At 52.2% G+C, this 17,376-nt stretch carries 14 protein-coding genes; 7 read left to right on the forward strand and 7 right to left on the reverse strand.

Translation table 11 applies throughout. The annotated features are described in order from the left end of the window. Positions 1-23: 23 nt before the first annotated feature. Positions 24-2,258, reverse strand: coding sequence for a heavy metal translocating P-type ATPase (locus tag Q4E40_RS02110; protein ID WP_303409750.1), 2,235 nt, complete (start codon positions 2,256-2,258; stop codon positions 24-26). A 299-nt stretch (positions 2,259-2,557) separates the two neighbouring features. On the opposite strand from Q4E40_RS02110, the gene Q4E40_RS02115 reads away from it, so the two are divergent. After that, entirely contained in the window at positions 2,558-5,905 is a 3,348-nt protein-coding gene (locus Q4E40_RS02115) for a PAS domain S-box protein (RefSeq protein WP_303409751.1), read from the forward strand. Between the two features lie 2 nt (positions 5,906-5,907). After that, positions 5,908-6,324 carry a response regulator gene (locus tag Q4E40_RS02120; protein WP_303409752.1) on the forward strand — a complete coding sequence of 139 codons (417 nt, stop codon included), beginning with the start codon at positions 5,908-5,910 and terminating at the stop codon, positions 6,322-6,324. Between the two features lie 82 nt (positions 6,325-6,406). Here the strand turns inward: Q4E40_RS02120 and Q4E40_RS02125 are convergent, their stop codons facing one another. Both Q4E40_RS02125 and Q4E40_RS02130 read right to left on the reverse strand, forming a co-directional pair. After that, the gene (locus Q4E40_RS02125; protein WP_303409753.1) at positions 6,407-6,859 is read right to left on the reverse strand and encodes a DUF305 domain-containing protein; all 453 of its coding nucleotides are present in this window, start codon (positions 6,857-6,859) and stop codon (positions 6,407-6,409) included. Positions 6,860-6,867: 8 nt separating this feature from the next. Beyond that, complete coding sequence (locus Q4E40_RS02130) at positions 6,868-7,446, reverse strand: helix-turn-helix domain-containing protein (protein ID WP_303409754.1); 579 nt, start codon at positions 7,444-7,446, stop codon at positions 6,868-6,870. Positions 7,447-7,742: 296 nt separating this feature from the next. Here Q4E40_RS02130 and Q4E40_RS02135 point away from each other — a divergent pair, with 296 nt between their 5' ends. Further along, complete coding sequence (locus Q4E40_RS02135; RefSeq protein WP_303409755.1) at positions 7,743-9,158, forward strand: DEAD/DEAH box helicase; 1,416 nt, start codon at positions 7,743-7,745, stop codon at positions 9,156-9,158. An 81-nt stretch (positions 9,159-9,239) separates the two neighbouring features. Here the strand turns inward: Q4E40_RS02135 and Q4E40_RS02140 are convergent, their stop codons facing one another. Then, complete coding sequence (locus tag Q4E40_RS02140; RefSeq protein WP_303409756.1) at positions 9,240-9,611, reverse strand: hypothetical protein; 372 nt, start codon at positions 9,609-9,611, stop codon at positions 9,240-9,242. 206 nt (positions 9,612-9,817) lie between these two features. Here Q4E40_RS02140 and Q4E40_RS02145 point away from each other — a divergent pair, with 206 nt between their 5' ends. After that, positions 9,818-10,045 (forward strand): hypothetical protein, encoded by a 228-nt coding sequence (locus tag Q4E40_RS02145; RefSeq protein ID WP_220624968.1) that lies wholly within the window; start codon positions 9,818-9,820, stop codon positions 10,043-10,045. 82 nt (positions 10,046-10,127) lie between these two features. Here the strand turns inward: Q4E40_RS02145 and Q4E40_RS02150 are convergent, their stop codons facing one another. Then, complete coding sequence (locus tag Q4E40_RS02150) at positions 10,128-11,123, reverse strand: alpha/beta fold hydrolase (RefSeq protein ID WP_303409757.1); 996 nt, start codon at positions 11,121-11,123, stop codon at positions 10,128-10,130. Between the two features lie 117 nt (positions 11,124-11,240). After that, complete coding sequence (locus Q4E40_RS02155) at positions 11,241-12,335, reverse strand: T9SS type A sorting domain-containing protein (RefSeq protein ID WP_303409758.1); 1,095 nt, start codon at positions 12,333-12,335, stop codon at positions 11,241-11,243. 142 nt (positions 12,336-12,477) lie between these two features. On the opposite strand from Q4E40_RS02155, the gene Q4E40_RS02160 reads away from it, so the two are divergent. The 3 genes from Q4E40_RS02160 to Q4E40_RS02170 all read left to right on the forward strand — a co-directional run bounded on the left by Q4E40_RS02160 (position 12,478) and on the right by Q4E40_RS02170 (position 16,294). Continuing rightward, positions 12,478-14,652, forward strand: coding sequence for a sensor histidine kinase (locus Q4E40_RS02160; RefSeq protein WP_303409759.1), 2,175 nt, complete (start codon positions 12,478-12,480; stop codon positions 14,650-14,652). 75 nt (positions 14,653-14,727) lie between these two features. Then, on the forward strand, positions 14,728-15,444 hold the full coding sequence (locus Q4E40_RS02165) for a response regulator transcription factor (RefSeq protein ID WP_303409760.1): 717 nt from the start codon (positions 14,728-14,730) through the stop codon (positions 15,442-15,444). A 214-nt stretch (positions 15,445-15,658) separates the two neighbouring features. After that, positions 15,659-16,294 (forward strand): hypothetical protein, encoded by a 636-nt coding sequence (locus Q4E40_RS02170; protein WP_303409761.1) that lies wholly within the window; start codon positions 15,659-15,661, stop codon positions 16,292-16,294. Positions 16,295-16,478: 184 nt separating this feature from the next. Here Q4E40_RS02170 and Q4E40_RS02175 read toward each other — a convergent pair whose 3' ends face one another. Next, positions 16,479-17,159: a porin family protein gene (locus Q4E40_RS02175; RefSeq protein ID WP_303409762.1), complete on the reverse strand. Its 681-nt coding sequence runs from the start codon at positions 17,157-17,159 to the stop codon at positions 16,479-16,481. Positions 17,160-17,376: the final 217 nt, after the last annotated feature.

Below are 17,376 nucleotides of genomic sequence, written 5' to 3' on the forward strand. Positions count from 1 at the left end.
ATAAACTGATTAAAAATAATTCTTTACAATTTCTTTCCGCGCAGGCGCAGGCTGTTGCTCACCACCGATACTGAACTAAGGGCCATCGCTGCGCCGGCCACCATCGGGTTAAGCAGGAAGCCGGTGAACGGGAACAGCAACCCTGCTGCCACAGGTATACAGATCACGTTGTAGATGAAGGCCCAGAACAGGTTCTGGCGAATCGTGCGCACCGTTGCTCGCGAGAGGTTGATCGCTGCCGCCACCTGCACCAGATCAGAGCGCATCAGCGTGATGCCGGCCACATCCATGGCCACATCCGTACCGTGGCCCATCGCGATACTGACGTCAGCCGTGGCCAGCGCCTGCGCATCGTTTATGCCATCTCCCACCATCGCTACCACTTTGCCCTGCTCCTGCAGTTTTTTCACAAAGTCGGCCTTGTCGCCGGGTAACAGTTCGGCTTCGTAATGAGTGATACCTACCTGACGGGAAACGGCCGCCGCAGTCTGGGCATTGTCACCGGTGAGCATATATACCTCCAGACCAGCCTCTTTCATTCGGGCTATACCTTCAAGGGCGGCAGGCTTTATCGGGTCACTCACCGCGAAAACGCCCAGCGCCTTTTGCCCATCGGCAAAGTATACGGCCGTCTTCGCGTTTTCCTGCAACTGCCGGGCAGCATCCTCCAACTGACTTTCAATTTGTATACCTTCCTGGCGCAGCAGCTTTTTGTTACCGGCAAAGAATTTCGCTCCTCCAAAGGATGCTTCCACCCCCATACCCGTGACGCTATTGAAGTAGTCCGGCTCTACAGTTGCTATCCCTTGCTCTTTGTAATAGGTATAGATGGCCTGCGCGATCGGGTGCTCTGACTTCGCCTCGATGGAATAGAAAAGCTGCTCTAGTCGCTCCTGCCCTGCTACACCTTCGGCCCAAACCACATCCGTAACAGAGGGTTTGCCCAGCGTGATGGTGCCAGTCTTGTCCAGCAGGATAACGTTTGCTTTGTAGGCATCCTCCAGGCTCTGCGCATCTTTGATCAGGATGCCGTTTTCAGCACCCTTGCCCACACCCACCATAATGGCGGTAGGCGTTGCCAGACCCAGCGCACAAGGACAGGCGATCACCAGCACCGAGATCATCGACACCAGCGCCTGCGACAAGTACGCTTCGCCACCCAACACGACCCAGGCCACGAAGGTCAGGACCGCGATCAACAGCACAACGGGCACGAAGATACCTGCAATTTTATCCACCAGTTTCTGCACCGGGGCTTTGCTGCCCTGCGCCTCCTGCACCATTTTGATGATATGGGCCAGCATCGTCTCCCCGCCCGTTTTGCGGGCCACGAGTTGTAAACTGCCTTTTTGGTTGATCGTGCCGGCATACAGCATGTCACCCACCTGTTTTTGTACCGGCAAGGGCTCCCCGCTCAGCATGCTCTCATCCACATAAGAACCGCCTAACAATACTTCACCGTCCACCGGTACCCGATCCCCGGGCAACAGCAACACAGCGTCTCCTATACGTACCTCTTCTATCCGGATCTCAGCTTCCACACCGTCGCGCAATACGCGTACCGTCTTCGGCTGCAGTCCCATCAGTTTTTTAATGGCTGCCGAGCTTCGGCTCTTGGCGCCCTCTTCCAGGTATTTGCCCAGCAGGATAAAGGCAATGATCACGGCCACGGCTTCGTAGTACACATGCGGCTCCAGACCCCGGCTTAAAAAGAAAGCTGGGTATACCGTGTTAAATACACTGAATGCGAAGGCTATACCTGTACTCAGGGCCACCAGGGTGTCCATGTTGGCGCGCAGGTACTTGGCCTGGCCCCAGGCGTTCACAAAAAAGTGACGTCCGGCCCAGAACAGAATCGGAGTGGTAAAGGCCAGCATGGCCCAGTTGCCCCAGCTGAAGGTATTGTGAAAGAACATACCCAGCACAAATACCGGGAATGCCAGTACCGCTGCCGCGATGGTTTTGGTCTTGAGCACCGCCAGCGCCTTTTCCTGACGCTCTTCCAACTCCTCCTCCGTGTGCTGGCCAATCAAAAGTTCAAAGCCAATCTCGTGCAGGGTGTCACGCAGCTGATCGGGCTTCACCTGGTTCGGGGCGTACGCCACCTGCACCGTCTTGCCGGCGAAGTTCACGTTGGCCTCCTGCACACCGTCCACCGTGCGCAGCATGCTCTCGATGCTCGAAGCACATGAGGCGCACGTCATCCCCTCTACCGGGAAAGTATCTTTTTTATAGGCTTTTTTATCTATCGTTTCCATGCTGTGTCGCTGGTTTATCTCCTAATTAACTACACAAAGGTACGCCCGTTGCTGGCTCCTGGTGTTACAGTTTCCCCGGAAAGGTTTACATATTTCGGGCGGCCTGCTCAATAGCCGTACCCTTTGGGCAATATCAAATCCACCTGTAAATCAGCTGCATGGAATTTTTTGGGGCCAATTATTTTGTTTTTAGTGTCACAATTGTTTATGTTCGGGAATAAACACTGATAACAATCGGTGCAAAATTCGCTACCCAAATATCTGTGCTGCATCATTCAGGAGGCACTTATACCTTACCTATGCTGAAAACAAACCCGCCAACGCATCTGCATGCAGCATCGCGCACGACCTATCTTGTGCCGTTTGCGTTCGCGAGTTTATTAGTCACCCTACTCATCCTTACCTCCTACACGTTCTGGCAGGCTCGTCAGGTGCAACTTAGCCACGATGCTTTTGTTGCGCTGGCGCTACAAGAGCTCGAGCTGATAGATGACCTGCAGGCCAATGACGATGCCGTTCACAAAGCAGTGCTCCTCCACCTGACCACAGACAGCCCGGCTGAAAAGGAAAATTACGAGCAGGATATCCGGGCTACCCAGGCGCAGAGTGCGGTCCTTACCGAGCAGTTAATGGCCATGATCGAGCATGATCAGCGCAAACGCATACTCCGTAACTTCCAGCGCGAGACAGCTGCGCATGACACCTTGGTCAAGCGTCTATTACAGCTCAGCCGCAGTGGGAACATAGCGGAGGCGCTCACCTACAACCGCATGGTGATCACACCAGAGTATCTGCAGCACCAGAACCATCTGAAAGAGCTGAGCGGGAGCATACGCCAGGCTACCAGCCAAAGCGGCGAGCGGGCATCGCAGTCCATTTCCTCGTTTATAGACAACCACCGGCTTATGCTGGGCATCATAATATTGATCAGCATAACGGCTCCGCTGCTGCTCCGCAACGTCATCCGGCGGCTTCGGCGTGACAATGTATTGCTCGATGCTGAAGTCCGGCAACGGCAGGAACTACAAAAAGCTTTGCTCGACAGTCAGATCCAGTACAAGATGCTCTTTGACCTGAACCCATTGCCGATGTGGGTGTATGACCGGCTCACCATGCAATTTCTGGAAGTGAACGAGGCCGCCTTACGCGAGTACGGGTACAGCAGAGATGCATTTTTAGCACTTACCATATTTGCAATCAGGCCGGACGAAGATGTGCCGCTTCTGAAAAAAAAGCTGGACCAGGCAGACAAACTGGAGTCTCAGCAAAGCAGCGGACGCCACAAACGCAGCAACGGCAGCATATTTGAGGTCGAAGTGATCTCCCACGCCCTGCCCCGCATCGGGGAGAGTATGCCCCGCCTGGTGGTTGCCATGAACGTGGACGAGCGCCTGCAAATGATCGAAAAGCTGCAGACGAGCGAAAAACAGCTGCGCGAAATAAGCTCCAGTATACCGGGCGCCGTTTTTCAGTTGGAGATGAAGAGCCTGAGTCATTACGCCTTCACTTTCGTCAGCGATGGCATCCGGAACCTTTTCCACATAAGCCCCGAAGAAGTTTACAGCAGCACCGCCGCGCTGTACCGACACATCGAGCCGGACGATGTCGCGCAGGTGCTACAGGCCATTAGCGACTCCTACCAGAACCTGTCTCCCCTGGTGGTGAGCTTCCGGATCAGGCAGCCACAAAAAGGAACGTGGAAGTGGGTAAAGACCCATGGGCTCCCTACCTGTAAGGAGGCAGGGCACGTGATCTGGAACGGCACCCTCATCGATATCACAGATCAGATCATAGCACAGGACAAACTGATGGCCAGTGAGGCAAACCTGAGGGCTCTGCTCGACAGTTCCCCCCAGGCCATCTACCTGCTCGACAAATCAATGCGCCTGATGATGTGCAATGCTGTGGCGCGGCAAGACGTACGAAACGCCCTGATAACCGAGCTGAAAGCAGGGATGAACTTTCTGGATCTGGTAAGCGAGGAAAAAGGACAGCAGTTCCGGGAGCAGCATAAACGGGCCATGCATGGCGAAACGATCTTGTGCGAAGACGGCCACGGCGATTACTGGCATGAAATATCCCTCCGCCCTGTACTCGGGCCGGACAACAGCGTGCTGGCCGTTGCCCTGAGCGTGCTCAATATCTCGGAACGCAAACTAGCCCTGGAGACCATTAAGCGCAACGAGGAGCAACTCGCCCGGGCGCAGCAACTGGCACAACTAGGCAACTGGGAGCTTAACATGGAGCACGACCTGGTTACCTGGTCTGACAGCGTTTACGATATTTATGGCGTCAGCAAGATGTCCTTTATTCCGTCGCGCCTCAGTGTCATGCACTTTGTTCCGGAGTCGGAGCAAGCACTCATAACAGCAGCAATTGAGGAAGCCGCTGAAAACCACAGTCTTTTATCGGTGGAGCACACCATTGTGCGGCCTGATGGCCAGAAGCGTACGGTTTATGAAATTGGAGAACCGGAATACGATGAGCAGGGCAAGCTGGTTCGGTTCCATGGCTCCGTTCAGGATATTACAGACCGCAAACGAACCGAGCAGGAAGCCCTGAGAGCGAAGAACCTGCTGCAATCTACATTGGAGAACATCCCCGAGATGATCTTCTCCGCCGACTCATCCCTTACCATGCTCTATGTGAGCCCGCAGTGCCGCGAACTGACAGGGTATACCGAAGAAGAGTTTACGGGCCAGACCAACCACTGGTATACCATCACGCACCCGGAAGATCGCGACTACCTTGACCGGCATATTCTGCCGGCCCTGAAAAGGGGTGAGCGGCAGCACTACGAAATGCGCATCATAACAAAGGATGCGGAGTGCAGGTGGCTGATGTTCCGCATTTCCCCCAGAAAAGACGATAACGGGCTCGTTTACCGCATCGATGGCTCTGCCTCGGATATGACGTCTTACAAAGAAGCGCAGCGAAAACGCGACGAGCTCACCGACCAGTTGCTGAAGCAAAACCAGAACCTGCAGCAATTCGCCTACATTGTGTCGCACAACCTCCGGGCCCCTATCGCGAACATACTGGGCCTCACCACCATTTACAACAAGCACAAGCCCGACTCGCCTATGAACCCGCGGGTGATTGAGAACCTGTTCAAATCTGCGAAACTCCTCGACACGACGATACGTGACCTGAACGATCTCCTCACGATCCGGAGCGAGCTAAACAATGTGCGGGAGAAAGTAAAGTTTGAGGACGTGTTCAAAGAGGTCTATGATAGCCTGCCCACCGAGTTGCTGGTTGAGCATATCCGGCTCGACTGTGACTTTGTAGAGGCGCCTGTCGTAACGGGTGTCCGGAGCTATGTGCACAGCATCATGCACAATCTCATAACAAATGCTTTGAAATACCGATCACCTGACAGAAATTTGCATCTACGTCTTAAAACTTTCACTATTCCTAACTATATTTGTCTCAGCGTCTCGGATAATGGTCTTGGAATCGATCTGAGCAAAGAGAAAGAAAAAGTCTTCGGTTTATACAAGCGATTCCATTCCCACGGAGAAGGCCGGGGGCTGGGGCTGCACCTTGTCAAAACCCAGACTGAGCTGCTTGGCGGCAAAGTAGAAGTAGAGAGCCAGGTGAATGTGGGCACTACCTTTAATATTTATTTTAGACACACCCTGTAGTAATGAATACATTGAAAAGAGTAGTTTTGATTGATGATGATGAAGTGAATAATTTCGTTTGCGAAAGCATCATCCGAAATGAGAACTTCGCCGAAGAGGTATTCAGCTTCCAAGGAGCTGAAGAGGCGCTTGAATTTCTGAACTCCTCCGTTGAACCATCCGGAGAAAAATTTCCTGACCTGATCTTTCTGGATATCAACATGCCCGGGATGGACGGCTGGAATTTTATAGAGGAGTACCGCAAACTACCGGAATATGCTACCCAGAAGTGTAGCCTGTTTATGCTATCCTCTGCCGTGGACCGCAAGGACATTCAGTGCGCCCGCAGCCACAAAGAAGTAAAAGAGTTTTTCTCGAAGCCGCTTTCTCCTGAGATCCTCGAATTCATTAAAGAAGAGTTTTTGGTGCGGGTAGAATAGTCTGCCTTCCTCAAAAAAGCAAGAGCGCATGTCTCGTCCATACCGACGCATGCGCTCTTGCTTTTTTAGAGGCCTTTACTGCTTAGTCTATTCGCTTGCCTATCTTCTCCATCTCTGCAATCTCTTTTTTCTGCGACCGGATAATCTCCTCAGCTAGTTTCTTCAACTCCGGATCCTTGATTCTGGCCTCTTCACTGACAAGTATAGTCGATGAGCGGAGCGGGATCATGGAGTGGATGAAGGCTTTGTCACCGACGAAGGACTGGTTTCGCAGCGCGATAAACGCTCCTACGGTCGCCACAATGCTCATGACAGTAATAATAGTGTTCAGCTTTTGATCCCTGTACATAGACCGCATCATCCACAGCGTGATCAATGCCATGGGGGCTACCATCAGGATTGTCATGTACAGCCAACTGAGATTCAGCCGAATATGGCCTATTTCGGCTACATTGCCGAGCATAACCACATAGATCACCAAAGAGAAGAGGCTTAACATCAACATAAACTTGCCGTAATTCCCCTTCTCCCTCATCTCCTGAATCAGTTTACGTTATCAAGCGGCTTCCGCGATGGAGCTGCCGCTTTCTTATACTCGGATGGCGACATGCCGGTTACCTGCTTAAACTGTGCCGACAGGTGCGCCACGCTGCTATACCCCAGCTGAAAGCTGATCTGACTCAGGCTCAGCTCGTTGTAGGCCAGCAGCTCCTTGGCTCGTTCTACTTTCTGCAGCACCACATAGCGGGCGATGGTGAGCCCCTCCTCAGCCGAAAAGAGCGTGCTCAGGTAATGGTAGTCGCGGCCAAGCGCCTGCGCCAGATAGTCCGACACGTTGACACTCAGGTTTTCAACCTCCCCCGAGCGAATGAGCTCGATGATGGCGATCTTGATCTTCTCGACGAGCTCTGCTTTCTTGTCTTCTATCAGCTCAAACCCGTTTTCCTGCAAAGATTCCCGCAGCCTTTGCAGTTGCTCAGTTGTAGGTTCCTGCTCGAGCCTCACCTCGCCCAGTTGGATGGCCAATGGCTGCAGATCAAGCTTGTCCAGTTCCTGGGTTACTACTTTCAGGCAACGGGGGCACACCATGTTGCGGATGTGTAAGGTATGTGGTTGTGTCATTTTAGCTATATTGAGGTTTTTACAGGGCGGCCATGCACTAAAACATCATTTTATCCGGAGCGCACACCAGCCTATACCTATGCAAATCTAACAAAACATTTCACCCAAACGCTCCCGGCGCCTGTTACAGAACATGCCGACCCAAGTTACCCGCTTTGAATTATTACGATACTCTTCCTGTTGTACCCTTATTCAACCTTCCTATACCTGCTGCAAGGCAGTGCGGGGGTATTAAATAAATAAGAGCAAGCCGGAATAATAGACTTACCTTTGCAGCTTGCAATAATCAATCATACATGACATTTAGCGAATTAAATTTAATAGAACCGATCCTGAAGGCGCTTCAGGCAGAGGGCTATACGCAGCCTACGCCTATACAGGAACGTGCTATACCTCATCTTTTGGCGGGCACCGACGTGCTTGGCTGCGCTCAGACGGGCACAGGCAAGACGGCTGCATTTGCCATACCTGTGCTGCAAATGCTGCACAACCAGAAAAACAGAGCACCTAAAACGATCAAAACGCTTATCCTCACTCCTACCCGGGAGCTGGCCATACAGATAAATGAAAGCTTTGCCTCTTACGGCAAAAACACCGATGTGCGCCATACCGTTATTTTTGGCGGCGTGTCGCAGCATGCGCAGGTACAAGAACTGAAGCGTGGCATTGACGTGCTGATCGCGACGCCGGGCCGTTTGCTCGACCTGATCGGTCAGGGCTTTATTTCCCTGAAGCACGTAGAGTTCTTCGTGCTGGATGAAGCAGACCGTATGCTGGACATGGGCTTTATCCATGACATCAAGCGCATCATCCCGATGCTGCCCAAGCAGCGCCAGTCGCTGTTCTTCTCCGCTACCATGCCTCCTGTTATTCAGGCGCTAGCCGATACTATTTTGATTAATCCGGTGAAGGTGGAGGTGACCCCTGTGTCGTCAACGGCTGAGAAAGTGGGCCAGGCGGTGTACTTTGTGGAGAAAAACGACAAACGCGACCTGCTCCGTCACCTGCTTTCTGATCAGGATATAGAACGCGTGCTGGTGTTCACCAGAACCAAGCATGGTGCCGATCGGGTAGTAAAGGATCTGAACAAGGCCAATATCCAGGCGGAGGCCATCCATGGCAATAAATCACAAAATGCGCGTCAGCGTGCGTTGAGCAACTTCAAGGCGGGTGCCACCCGCGTGCTGGTTGCCACTGACATTGCGGCCCGCGGTATAGACGTAGAAGAACTGTCGCACGTGATCAACTACGAGCTGCCGAACGAGCCTGAAACCTACGTGCACCGCATTGGCCGTACGGGTCGTGCCGGAAACGCAGGCATAGCGCTGTCGTTCTGCGATGAGGAAGAACGCTATTACCTGCGCGATATCCAGAAGCTGATCAACAAGCAGATCAAGGTGGATGCCAACCATCCTTTTGCCTTGCCGGAGCACCTGTCAATGAACCTGGAGAATGCCAAGAAGCCGAAAGGCCCGGCGGGCAGAGAGCCTCGCAATGGTGGTGCTTCCAACAATGGCAACCGTGCTGCTGCAGGTGGCAACAGGCCATCCGGAAACCGCAACGGCAATAGCCGTTCAGGTGGAAACGAAGGCGGTAACCGTGCTACAGCAAGTGCTGGTACTTCTGGCCGCTCGACGGGCGGAAACAGCAGAAACTGGCGCGACAAAAAGGGAACCGGCCAAAGCAGACCATCTGTGAAGCGCGGAGCATAATACGTTGCTATACCTAGAAAAAGCCCTGCCACTTCGTTAAGTGGCAGGGCTTTTTGCTTTCCCTTAGGTATAGGCTATACCTTAAATCCGGCTGTGGTCGCTGTCATTCGGCTCGGTATCGTCTCCGCCAAAAGGTTGGTCACGGCTTCGAATTCCGTTTACATCATCGTCCATGGCGGTATCGCTGCCCTCGTACTCAAAGCCAGGTCCCTGCGCGAATTCCTCTGTGCTTTTAGGGTTATTCGCACCGTAGCCGGTTGTTTCGTTTCCCTTTATGTGCAGGTTCTCCAGGCTGTCTTTCTGGTCGTCACGCTCCAGCGCTCCCCCCAGGCCTACATTGCGCTTGGCAGATGGATCGGGCTTATTGCCCATGGTCTGGCCTTTGCGGTGCTCTTCGTTTATATTCTTCGGCCTGTTGGGCGTGTTCTGTATATCTTCATCTCTGGTTGCCATAATTCAATTCGTTTGTTTAGCTGTGTATACGCTCACCCGGGAGTTCAGTTAGGCGCAACCACAATTACTTAACATAATTTACCAACCAACCACTTTTACACATCTCCCGTTTCTTTCAATTATATTTGGGCAGCGAAATAAGGTAATCTGATGGCACGTATGGCCGCCCGATTGCGTTACAGGAAGAACCGGCAGCGAAAAAGCTTATGAAACTATCGAAAATATACGACCCGCGGGAAATGAACTCCTACCAGTTTGTGGCCATGACGGGATTGGTGATGACCATCCTGGCCAACGTGATCCTGCTGTTCATCGGGAAGACCGTGGAGAACTTTAATGCGCTCTACCTCTGCTGGTTTGTTTTCTTTGGAGCAGGCACCATCGCCAATTTCAACAGCAAGCCCGGCGACCACGATCACCACCACCATCATTAAACCCAGGCATCAGGTATAGCTCACTGCTTCAGTAAAATGCAGATGCTCCCGGCATTTGTAATCGGCTTGCAACAGGTATAGCCTATTGCTTGAGGAACTCCAGCAGTGCTTTGTGAAACTGGTCCGGCGCCTCAAGGTGCGGGATATGCCCCACACCGGTTAGCTCCAGCAATTTTGCATCAGGTATAGCACTTGCCGTCTGCTGACCCAGCTGCGGATACTGCCCGTACTTTTTGCGTTCCTCTTCACTTTTGATGTAGGCCTTGCCCACGACTGTGCGGTCCTCCAGCCCGATGACCAACAGCACCGGTACCTTCAGGTCACTGAACTCATACACCACCGGCTGCTCATAGATCATGGCATAGGTATGCGCCGATACGAGCGCCACTTGTGGATAGTCCGGGCTGCGCAGCTGGGCGGCAGGTATACGCACCCACTCATCATAGGCCGGTTTCCAGGAAGTATAGTACGTTTTGTGGTAATCCCGGATTCCTGCCTCCGTGCGTTTCAGCTCTTCCTGGTACAGCTCATCCAAATTCTTGTAAGGCACCATGCGCCGGTAGTCCTCCAGCCCGATCGGATTTTCGAGTACCAGCTTAGCAGTAATTTCGGGGTACATGAGCGCAAAGCGGGTAGCCAGCATGCCGCCCATCGAGTGCCCGACTATGACTGCCTGGTTTATCTTGAGATGGTCTAGTAGTCGCCGAGTGTGCTGCGCCAGCTGATGGAAGCTGTAATGCACCTCTGCCTTGTCTGACTTGCCAAAGCCCAACTGATCGGGCACGACAACCCGATAGCCCTGCCCTGCCAGAAAGTTGATCGTCTGTTGCCAGTAGGCACCCAGAAAGTTCTTGCCGTGCATGAGCACCACCGTCTGCGGATTTTTGAAGTTGGTGGGCGGCGACACATCCATGTAGGCCATTTTATACTTCTGCCCCTCCTGCTCCACCTCCAGGTAGTTCACCGGGTAACGGTAGGCATAATCGCTCAGTGTAGCGTTGTGAGTCTGCTGCGACTGCGCCGCAAGCGGTAGTTGAGCAAGTAACAGGAGTAGCAGAGTGTATAGCGATTTCTTCATCAGGCGCAGGTATAGGTTCTGCTCATTTTACTTACGGCAGCCTATAAGAGTTATCATACAAAAAGCCCGGCGCTGCAGGCACCGGGCTCCTTTACTGAACCATATCGCTAAACGATGCTACTGCACCAGCACTTTTTTGGTGTGATAACGGTCTCCCTGCGCTACTTGCAGGAAGTATAGCCCCCGGCCAAAAGGCGTCAGGTCGATCTCCCGCTCATACACGCCGCTCAGTTTTTCCACCGTATCTACAAACACCTCCCGGCCTTTGTCATCCATCACCCTCACCACGGTAGTGCCCTTGTTTTTGAGTGAAAACTTCAGGTTGAAACGCCCGTTGTTGGGGTTTGGCGAGAAGTTGATTTCCTCCACTTTCAGTTCTTCGCGTGATTTCATTTCCACGGGAGCACCGGTGGCCTTTAGCTGTTCTTTGTCAGCCTTGGTCACGTCCTCTACTTTGGCCTTGCGCGAGATAAAGATGGCGCGGCCCATCTTTCCACCATCGAAATTGAAATCGGCGTGGGGTATTTCTTCCTCTCTGCCATCTTCATGTATGCGGTATACCTTCTTTTCGCCGTCTTTTACGATTACTTTTAAGTTCACCTGCTCTTGCAGTCTCATCAGCGAGTCAATGCGTACCTGACTCGGCATCGACTTGACGACGATGCGCTCTATTTCTTTCGGGTTGAGGGTCATGGCCCTGCCAGCATCGCCAATCTGGACGATGGAAGAGTCAATCAATGTGCGCATGAATACCCGTGGCCCCTCACCCATCAGCAGAGAGTCGCCCTGTACTATTTTGAAGTGCTTCATGACATCTTTGCTCAGGCTATCAACTGACAAGGTGAGCATGCGCACCTCCTTCAGAGCACGCCTCATAGCACTATCACCCTCCATCGCCTGCACCCTTTCCCTGAGCATTATATTTCTGTCTCCCCCCAAGGTATGGGCTCTCACTTTTCCATCCAGCAGGCGCATATGCGCACTATCCAACCGCATAGCTTTCAGGGCTTTGGCGATGGCCTCTTCCGTCTCGGCTGAAAAGGTGGTGTCAATCACCTCCGTTTTGCCATCCACCGTGCGGATCATTTTGATGTGTGTTTTGTGCTTCTGCTGGCCTGACGCCTGCGCCAAGGCACCGTACAGAGGCAGTAACCCCATCAGTAAGGCAAGGGCCAGTCTGAGTAAGGTCTGAAGGTTGAGGAAGAGGTTCATAGTGATAAGGTATAAGAGGTTAGTAGATCGTTTCTACAAATGTACGCTACCACAGAAGCCTGAACCGTTAAAGCCAGGTTAAAGTCTGTTAAGGAAAAGTTAAAGTAATGGACAAGCCAGCCGAAATACGTAAATTTGTTATGTGAGCAAGCTGACTATCATAGGTGCTATCGTGCTGATGAGCATATCGTTACTCGGTATGGTCGGCCTTCAGCTGTATTGGATCTCGGATGCCATACAGGTGAAGCAGGAGCAATTTGACCGCAGCGTGCACGAGGCGCTGGCCCGTGTGGTCGAAAAACTGGAGACGCAGGAAGCTGTATCGGCAGTGACAAGTGGTATGGCCACCCTGCAGGCAGCGCCTGTACAGGTGGAAGTGCTGGAGCAAACGCAGCCGGCACCGCCGCCCGTTGCACAGGCACAAGCGGTCAGCGTGAAGCAGGAGCCAAAACCAGCATCTCCTATTACGCCCATACCAGCCGGTACAGGTATAGCGGTTACTGCAAAATCTGCTAAAAAGGATTTTGGCACTGGCGCAACCTGGCAGGAAAGGTATACGGCAGACGGCCGAAACATACCAGCGGAGCGCTTCTTCCCCGTAGACTCGCTGATGCAGCGGATGCTCTCCCCTGCCGTAAGAATGTACAACTTCCCGGCCGAACATGCCGCCATGCTCAAACACTTGAAGGTACAGGCCGATACCATAGAAGCCCGCTCCATTCGCCTGAGCGGACTCGACGGTGAGCGGCTTCGAAAACTGACAGAAAATACCATCACCCATACCCGGCAGTTGAACGGCCGCAGCTTCCACATTTCGATGGACACGCTCCAGTACATTGCCCTGCACCTGGACAGCCTGCGCCGCTACGGCTACCTCAACCACACGATTGATCCTGCCTCGATCTCCGCTATAAACGTGCAGACCGACAGCGTCTTTATCTTTAAAAAGGGCAAGAGACAGCGGGAAAGCGTGAACGAGCAAAGAAACCAATTGGGAGGCCGGGTCATCTTCCGGAGTGTAGACAGGCCGCAGGAAAAGCGGATGGAAGTAACGAAGCCATCCGCCCGTTTCTATGTCCACGCGACTGAGATGCACGGCCAGGCGGCTTCTGCCAAGGTTGCCGGTTCCAGGCCTAAACCAGAACAAGCTCCTAAAGCGCAGCAAACCGCAGTGGCACCCACTCAGCCTGACCCGGTTCGCGTGGAGGCGCGCCAGGAGCGCCTGAATGAGGTTGTGGAAAAGATGGTGGTGGAATATGTTGCCAACGATAAGCCGCTAGAACAACGACTGAACTTAGAGGAAATCAAGCCGTTGCTGCAAAGCGAACTGCAGGATAAAGGCATTTGCCTGGACTTTGGTTACTGGGTGCTCTCCGATGAGCAAGACACCCTTACAGCAGCATACCTGCCAACCAACAGCACACGCAACTTTGCCACTTACAAAGCCAGCCTGTTCCCAAACGACATCTTTGACAAGTCGGATTACCTGGCCGTTTACTTTCCTGACAGCCAGGCCTATGCCATCAGGTCGCTCTGGATGATGCTGGCCTTCTCGGCGCTCTTCACGCTGATCATGGTGGCCACGTTTGGTACCACCATCCATATCATTTTCAGGCAGAAGAAACTCTCCGACATGAAGAATGACTTCATCAACAACATGACGCACGAGTTCAAGACGCCGATCGCCACCATCTCGCTGGCCGCAGACGCCATCTCCAACCCCAAGGTATACGTCCGGCCAGAGAAGGTGCAGTACTACACCGGCATCATCCGGCAGGAAAACAAGCGCATGAATGCACAGGTGGAGAACGTGCTGCAGATTGCCCGACTCGAAAAGGATGACTACGAGATGAACCTGATCCGGACCGATCTGCATGCCCTGGTGCTCAAAGCCATTGAGAGCATACACCTGCAGGTAGCTGATCGACAGGGCACCATCACCACCGATCTGCATGCTACTGCTCCTGACCTTGAACTGGACGAAGTGCACTTTTACAACGTTATCTGCAACCTGCTGGACAACGCAAACAAATACTCCCCGGACCGCCCTACCCTTCACATTCGGACGTACGACACCGCTGGCGGCATCCTGCTGGCTGTGGAAGATAAAGGCATGGGCATGACACGGGACGCACAGCTGCGGGTGTTTGACAAGTTTTACCGAGTACCGACGGGCAACCTGCACAATGTGAAGGGCTTTGGACTAGGCCTCAGCTACGTGAAAGCCATCGTGAAAGCTCATAACGGCACCATCAAACTGCAGAGCGAGCCAGGTAAAGGCAGCCGCTTCGAAGTATTTTTACCAGCCAGTGCCTGAAGGCAATGTGCCATGCAACCTAGGCACCCGGCCCGGCATCTTTAAACAAAAGTATATACCTAAATCCGCCACCACATGAGCGACAAAGGACTGAACATACTGCTTGCCGAGGACGACCCGAATTTTGGGATTGTGCTGAAAGACTATTTGGAACTGCATGATTACGAGGTGACCCTTTGCCCGGACGGATGCAAAGCCATTTCGGCTTTTCGGAAGGGGAACTTTGACCTGTGCATACTCGATGTGATGATGCCAGAAAAGGACGGTTTCACGCTGGCCCGGGAGATCAAGAAGCTGCAGCCTGACATGCCCCTGATCTTCCTGACGGCCAAAGCCATGCGGGAGGACATGCTCGAAGGATTCAAGATCGGTGCCGACGACTACATCACCAAGCCTTTTGACTCGGAGGTCCTGCTGTATAAAATTAAGGCGATCATGCATCGCAAGGGCGGCAACCCGGCTACGGAAAAGCCGGAGGTGACAGAATACAGCATCGGGCAGTACCGTTTCCAGTACAAATTGCGCCTGCTACACTACAATGGCGACATCCAAAAGCTGTCTCCGAAAGAGTCTGAGTTGCTGTACCTCCTCTGCCAGCGCTTGAATGATGTAGTACCGCGCGAAGAGGCACTGCTGCGTATCTGGCACGAAGACAGTTACTTTACGGGTCGCAGCATGGATGTCTACATTGCCAAACTCCGCAAATACCTCCGCCACGACCCTGCAGTGGAAATCATCAACATACACGGACAGGGTTACAGACTGTGCGCCCACAATGGGGTGATGTTATAATCCTAGGCCTTTTGCCAAGCATTAGCCCGGCTCGATCCTTAAATCATCTCAAATTTACCTTCCCAGCTGCAGGTCTAGCCTGCAGCATAGCTTGCTACTGGCTTCGGACAATTATGGAAAAAATTTATTTTACCATAACACTAGACATATATATCAGGAATATTATATTTGTTACATTTATTAAACAAACTTAACCATCATTCAAATTTCATCCATGAAAAAAATTCTACTGTTCGTTTTGCTTGCGGTAAGCTTTACGGCTTGCGGTCCTCAGATCTACACTGCTGCATCCTTTAAGGAGGTTAAGGCAAAACACCAAACGCTGGCCATTGTGCCTTTCGATGTATTGATCGAGTCTAGAAAACTCCCCAAAGGGGTAACGCCTGAGATGGTGAAGCAACAGCAAAAAGATTATGGCTTTGGCCTGCAGGGCGATGTGTATAGCTTTTTCCTGAGAGAGATGTCGAAAAACAAATACACCGTTAATTTTCAAGACGTGAGCAAGACAAATGCACTGCTTTCTGAGGCCGGCATCACGTATGAAAACATGAACACAGTGTCCAGAGACGAGATCTGCCAAATTCTGGGTGTAGATGCTATCGTCTCTGGCAAGGCCACTATGTCGCAGCCTATGTCTGATGGAGCTGCTATCGCGGTTGGCTTACTGGTTGGTGCCTGGGGGCCAACTAACAGCGTAAATACCTCCATTACCATCCATGAAGGCGAAAAAGGTGATCTTCTCTGGAAATACGACTACACTGCATCCGGTAGCATCGGCAGCAGCAGAAAGTCTCTCTCAAATGCCCTGATGAGAAACTCTTCTAAGAAATTTCCTTACAAGAAGTCGTAGTTAGCCAATAGGCAACAGCTAGCAGCTTTTTAACGCCCAAGCAGAATGCATCAAGAAGCCCCGCAGTCTATACCTGTGGGGCTTCTTTATGTCGTATGGCCTATAAAATGAAACAGGCCGCTACCAGAAGTAGCGGCCTGTGTGTTTCACCAAAACACTATTACAAACAGTTTAAACTCTTATCTTAGAAAGTAAACCCTACCGAGGCTTTGATCACCCGGTTGAAGGTGTCGAAGTTGCGGTTGGCGTCCACTGTGGTCAGACCATAGTCGTAGCCGGCACTTAGGTTAAAGCCGCTGGCAAAGCGGTAGCCTATACCTCCGGTGGCTGCCACGTCCAGTTCACGGAAGCCATTGTTCACGTCCCACTCCTGGTTCAGGGCGTTGAAGCCCAGGGCCCCTGCCTGAACCTGCACCTTGTTTGAGAGCAGGTATGAGAACTGCGGGCCTGCAAAAATGTGGAAACCCTCACCAATAAATATCTTCGCCAGAATCGGCATATCAATGTATTCTGCTTTGTTGGTCACCGTCACACCGGCGTTCAGGAAGTCAAACTGCTCCATCGGGATCTTGCCCACCAGGCGCATCCCTTTCTGGGAGTATAGGAGGCCCGGCTCGATCTCGAAACCCGGCGCAACAGGTATAGAAACCACACCGCCCACATGGAATCCCTCGCGCATCTGGCGGTTCAGGGAGCCATTGGTCATGTCCATCAGATCCTGGGCACTGTTAATGGTTTGCCCTTGCCATTCGGCCATGTTCACACCCGCTTTAATACCGATGCGCACGGGACTTTTTTGCTGCGCATTTGCCTGAGTTACCGCCATTCCCAGAACGACGGCCAGTAGTAGAAATACCTTTTCCATCTCACCAATCCTTAAATTTTGAAAACTAAAACTCTAAGCTGCGCTGCTTGATGGATCGAATGAAAGAACCGTGCCAAATTGTGACCGGGTGTGTTGAAAAAAGTTCACACATCGTCATAAATAATTATATATCAGACAATTAAATTTTTTAATTATTTTTCACAAGCAAGAAACAGCTTAAAACCGGTTAAGCTAAATCGTAGTATTCATTTGGCGA

Origin of the sequence: Pontibacter coccineus (assembly GCF_030546575.1) — a bacterium.
Taxonomy (GTDB): Bacteria; Bacteroidota; Bacteroidia; order Cytophagales; family Hymenobacteraceae; genus Pontibacter; species Pontibacter coccineus.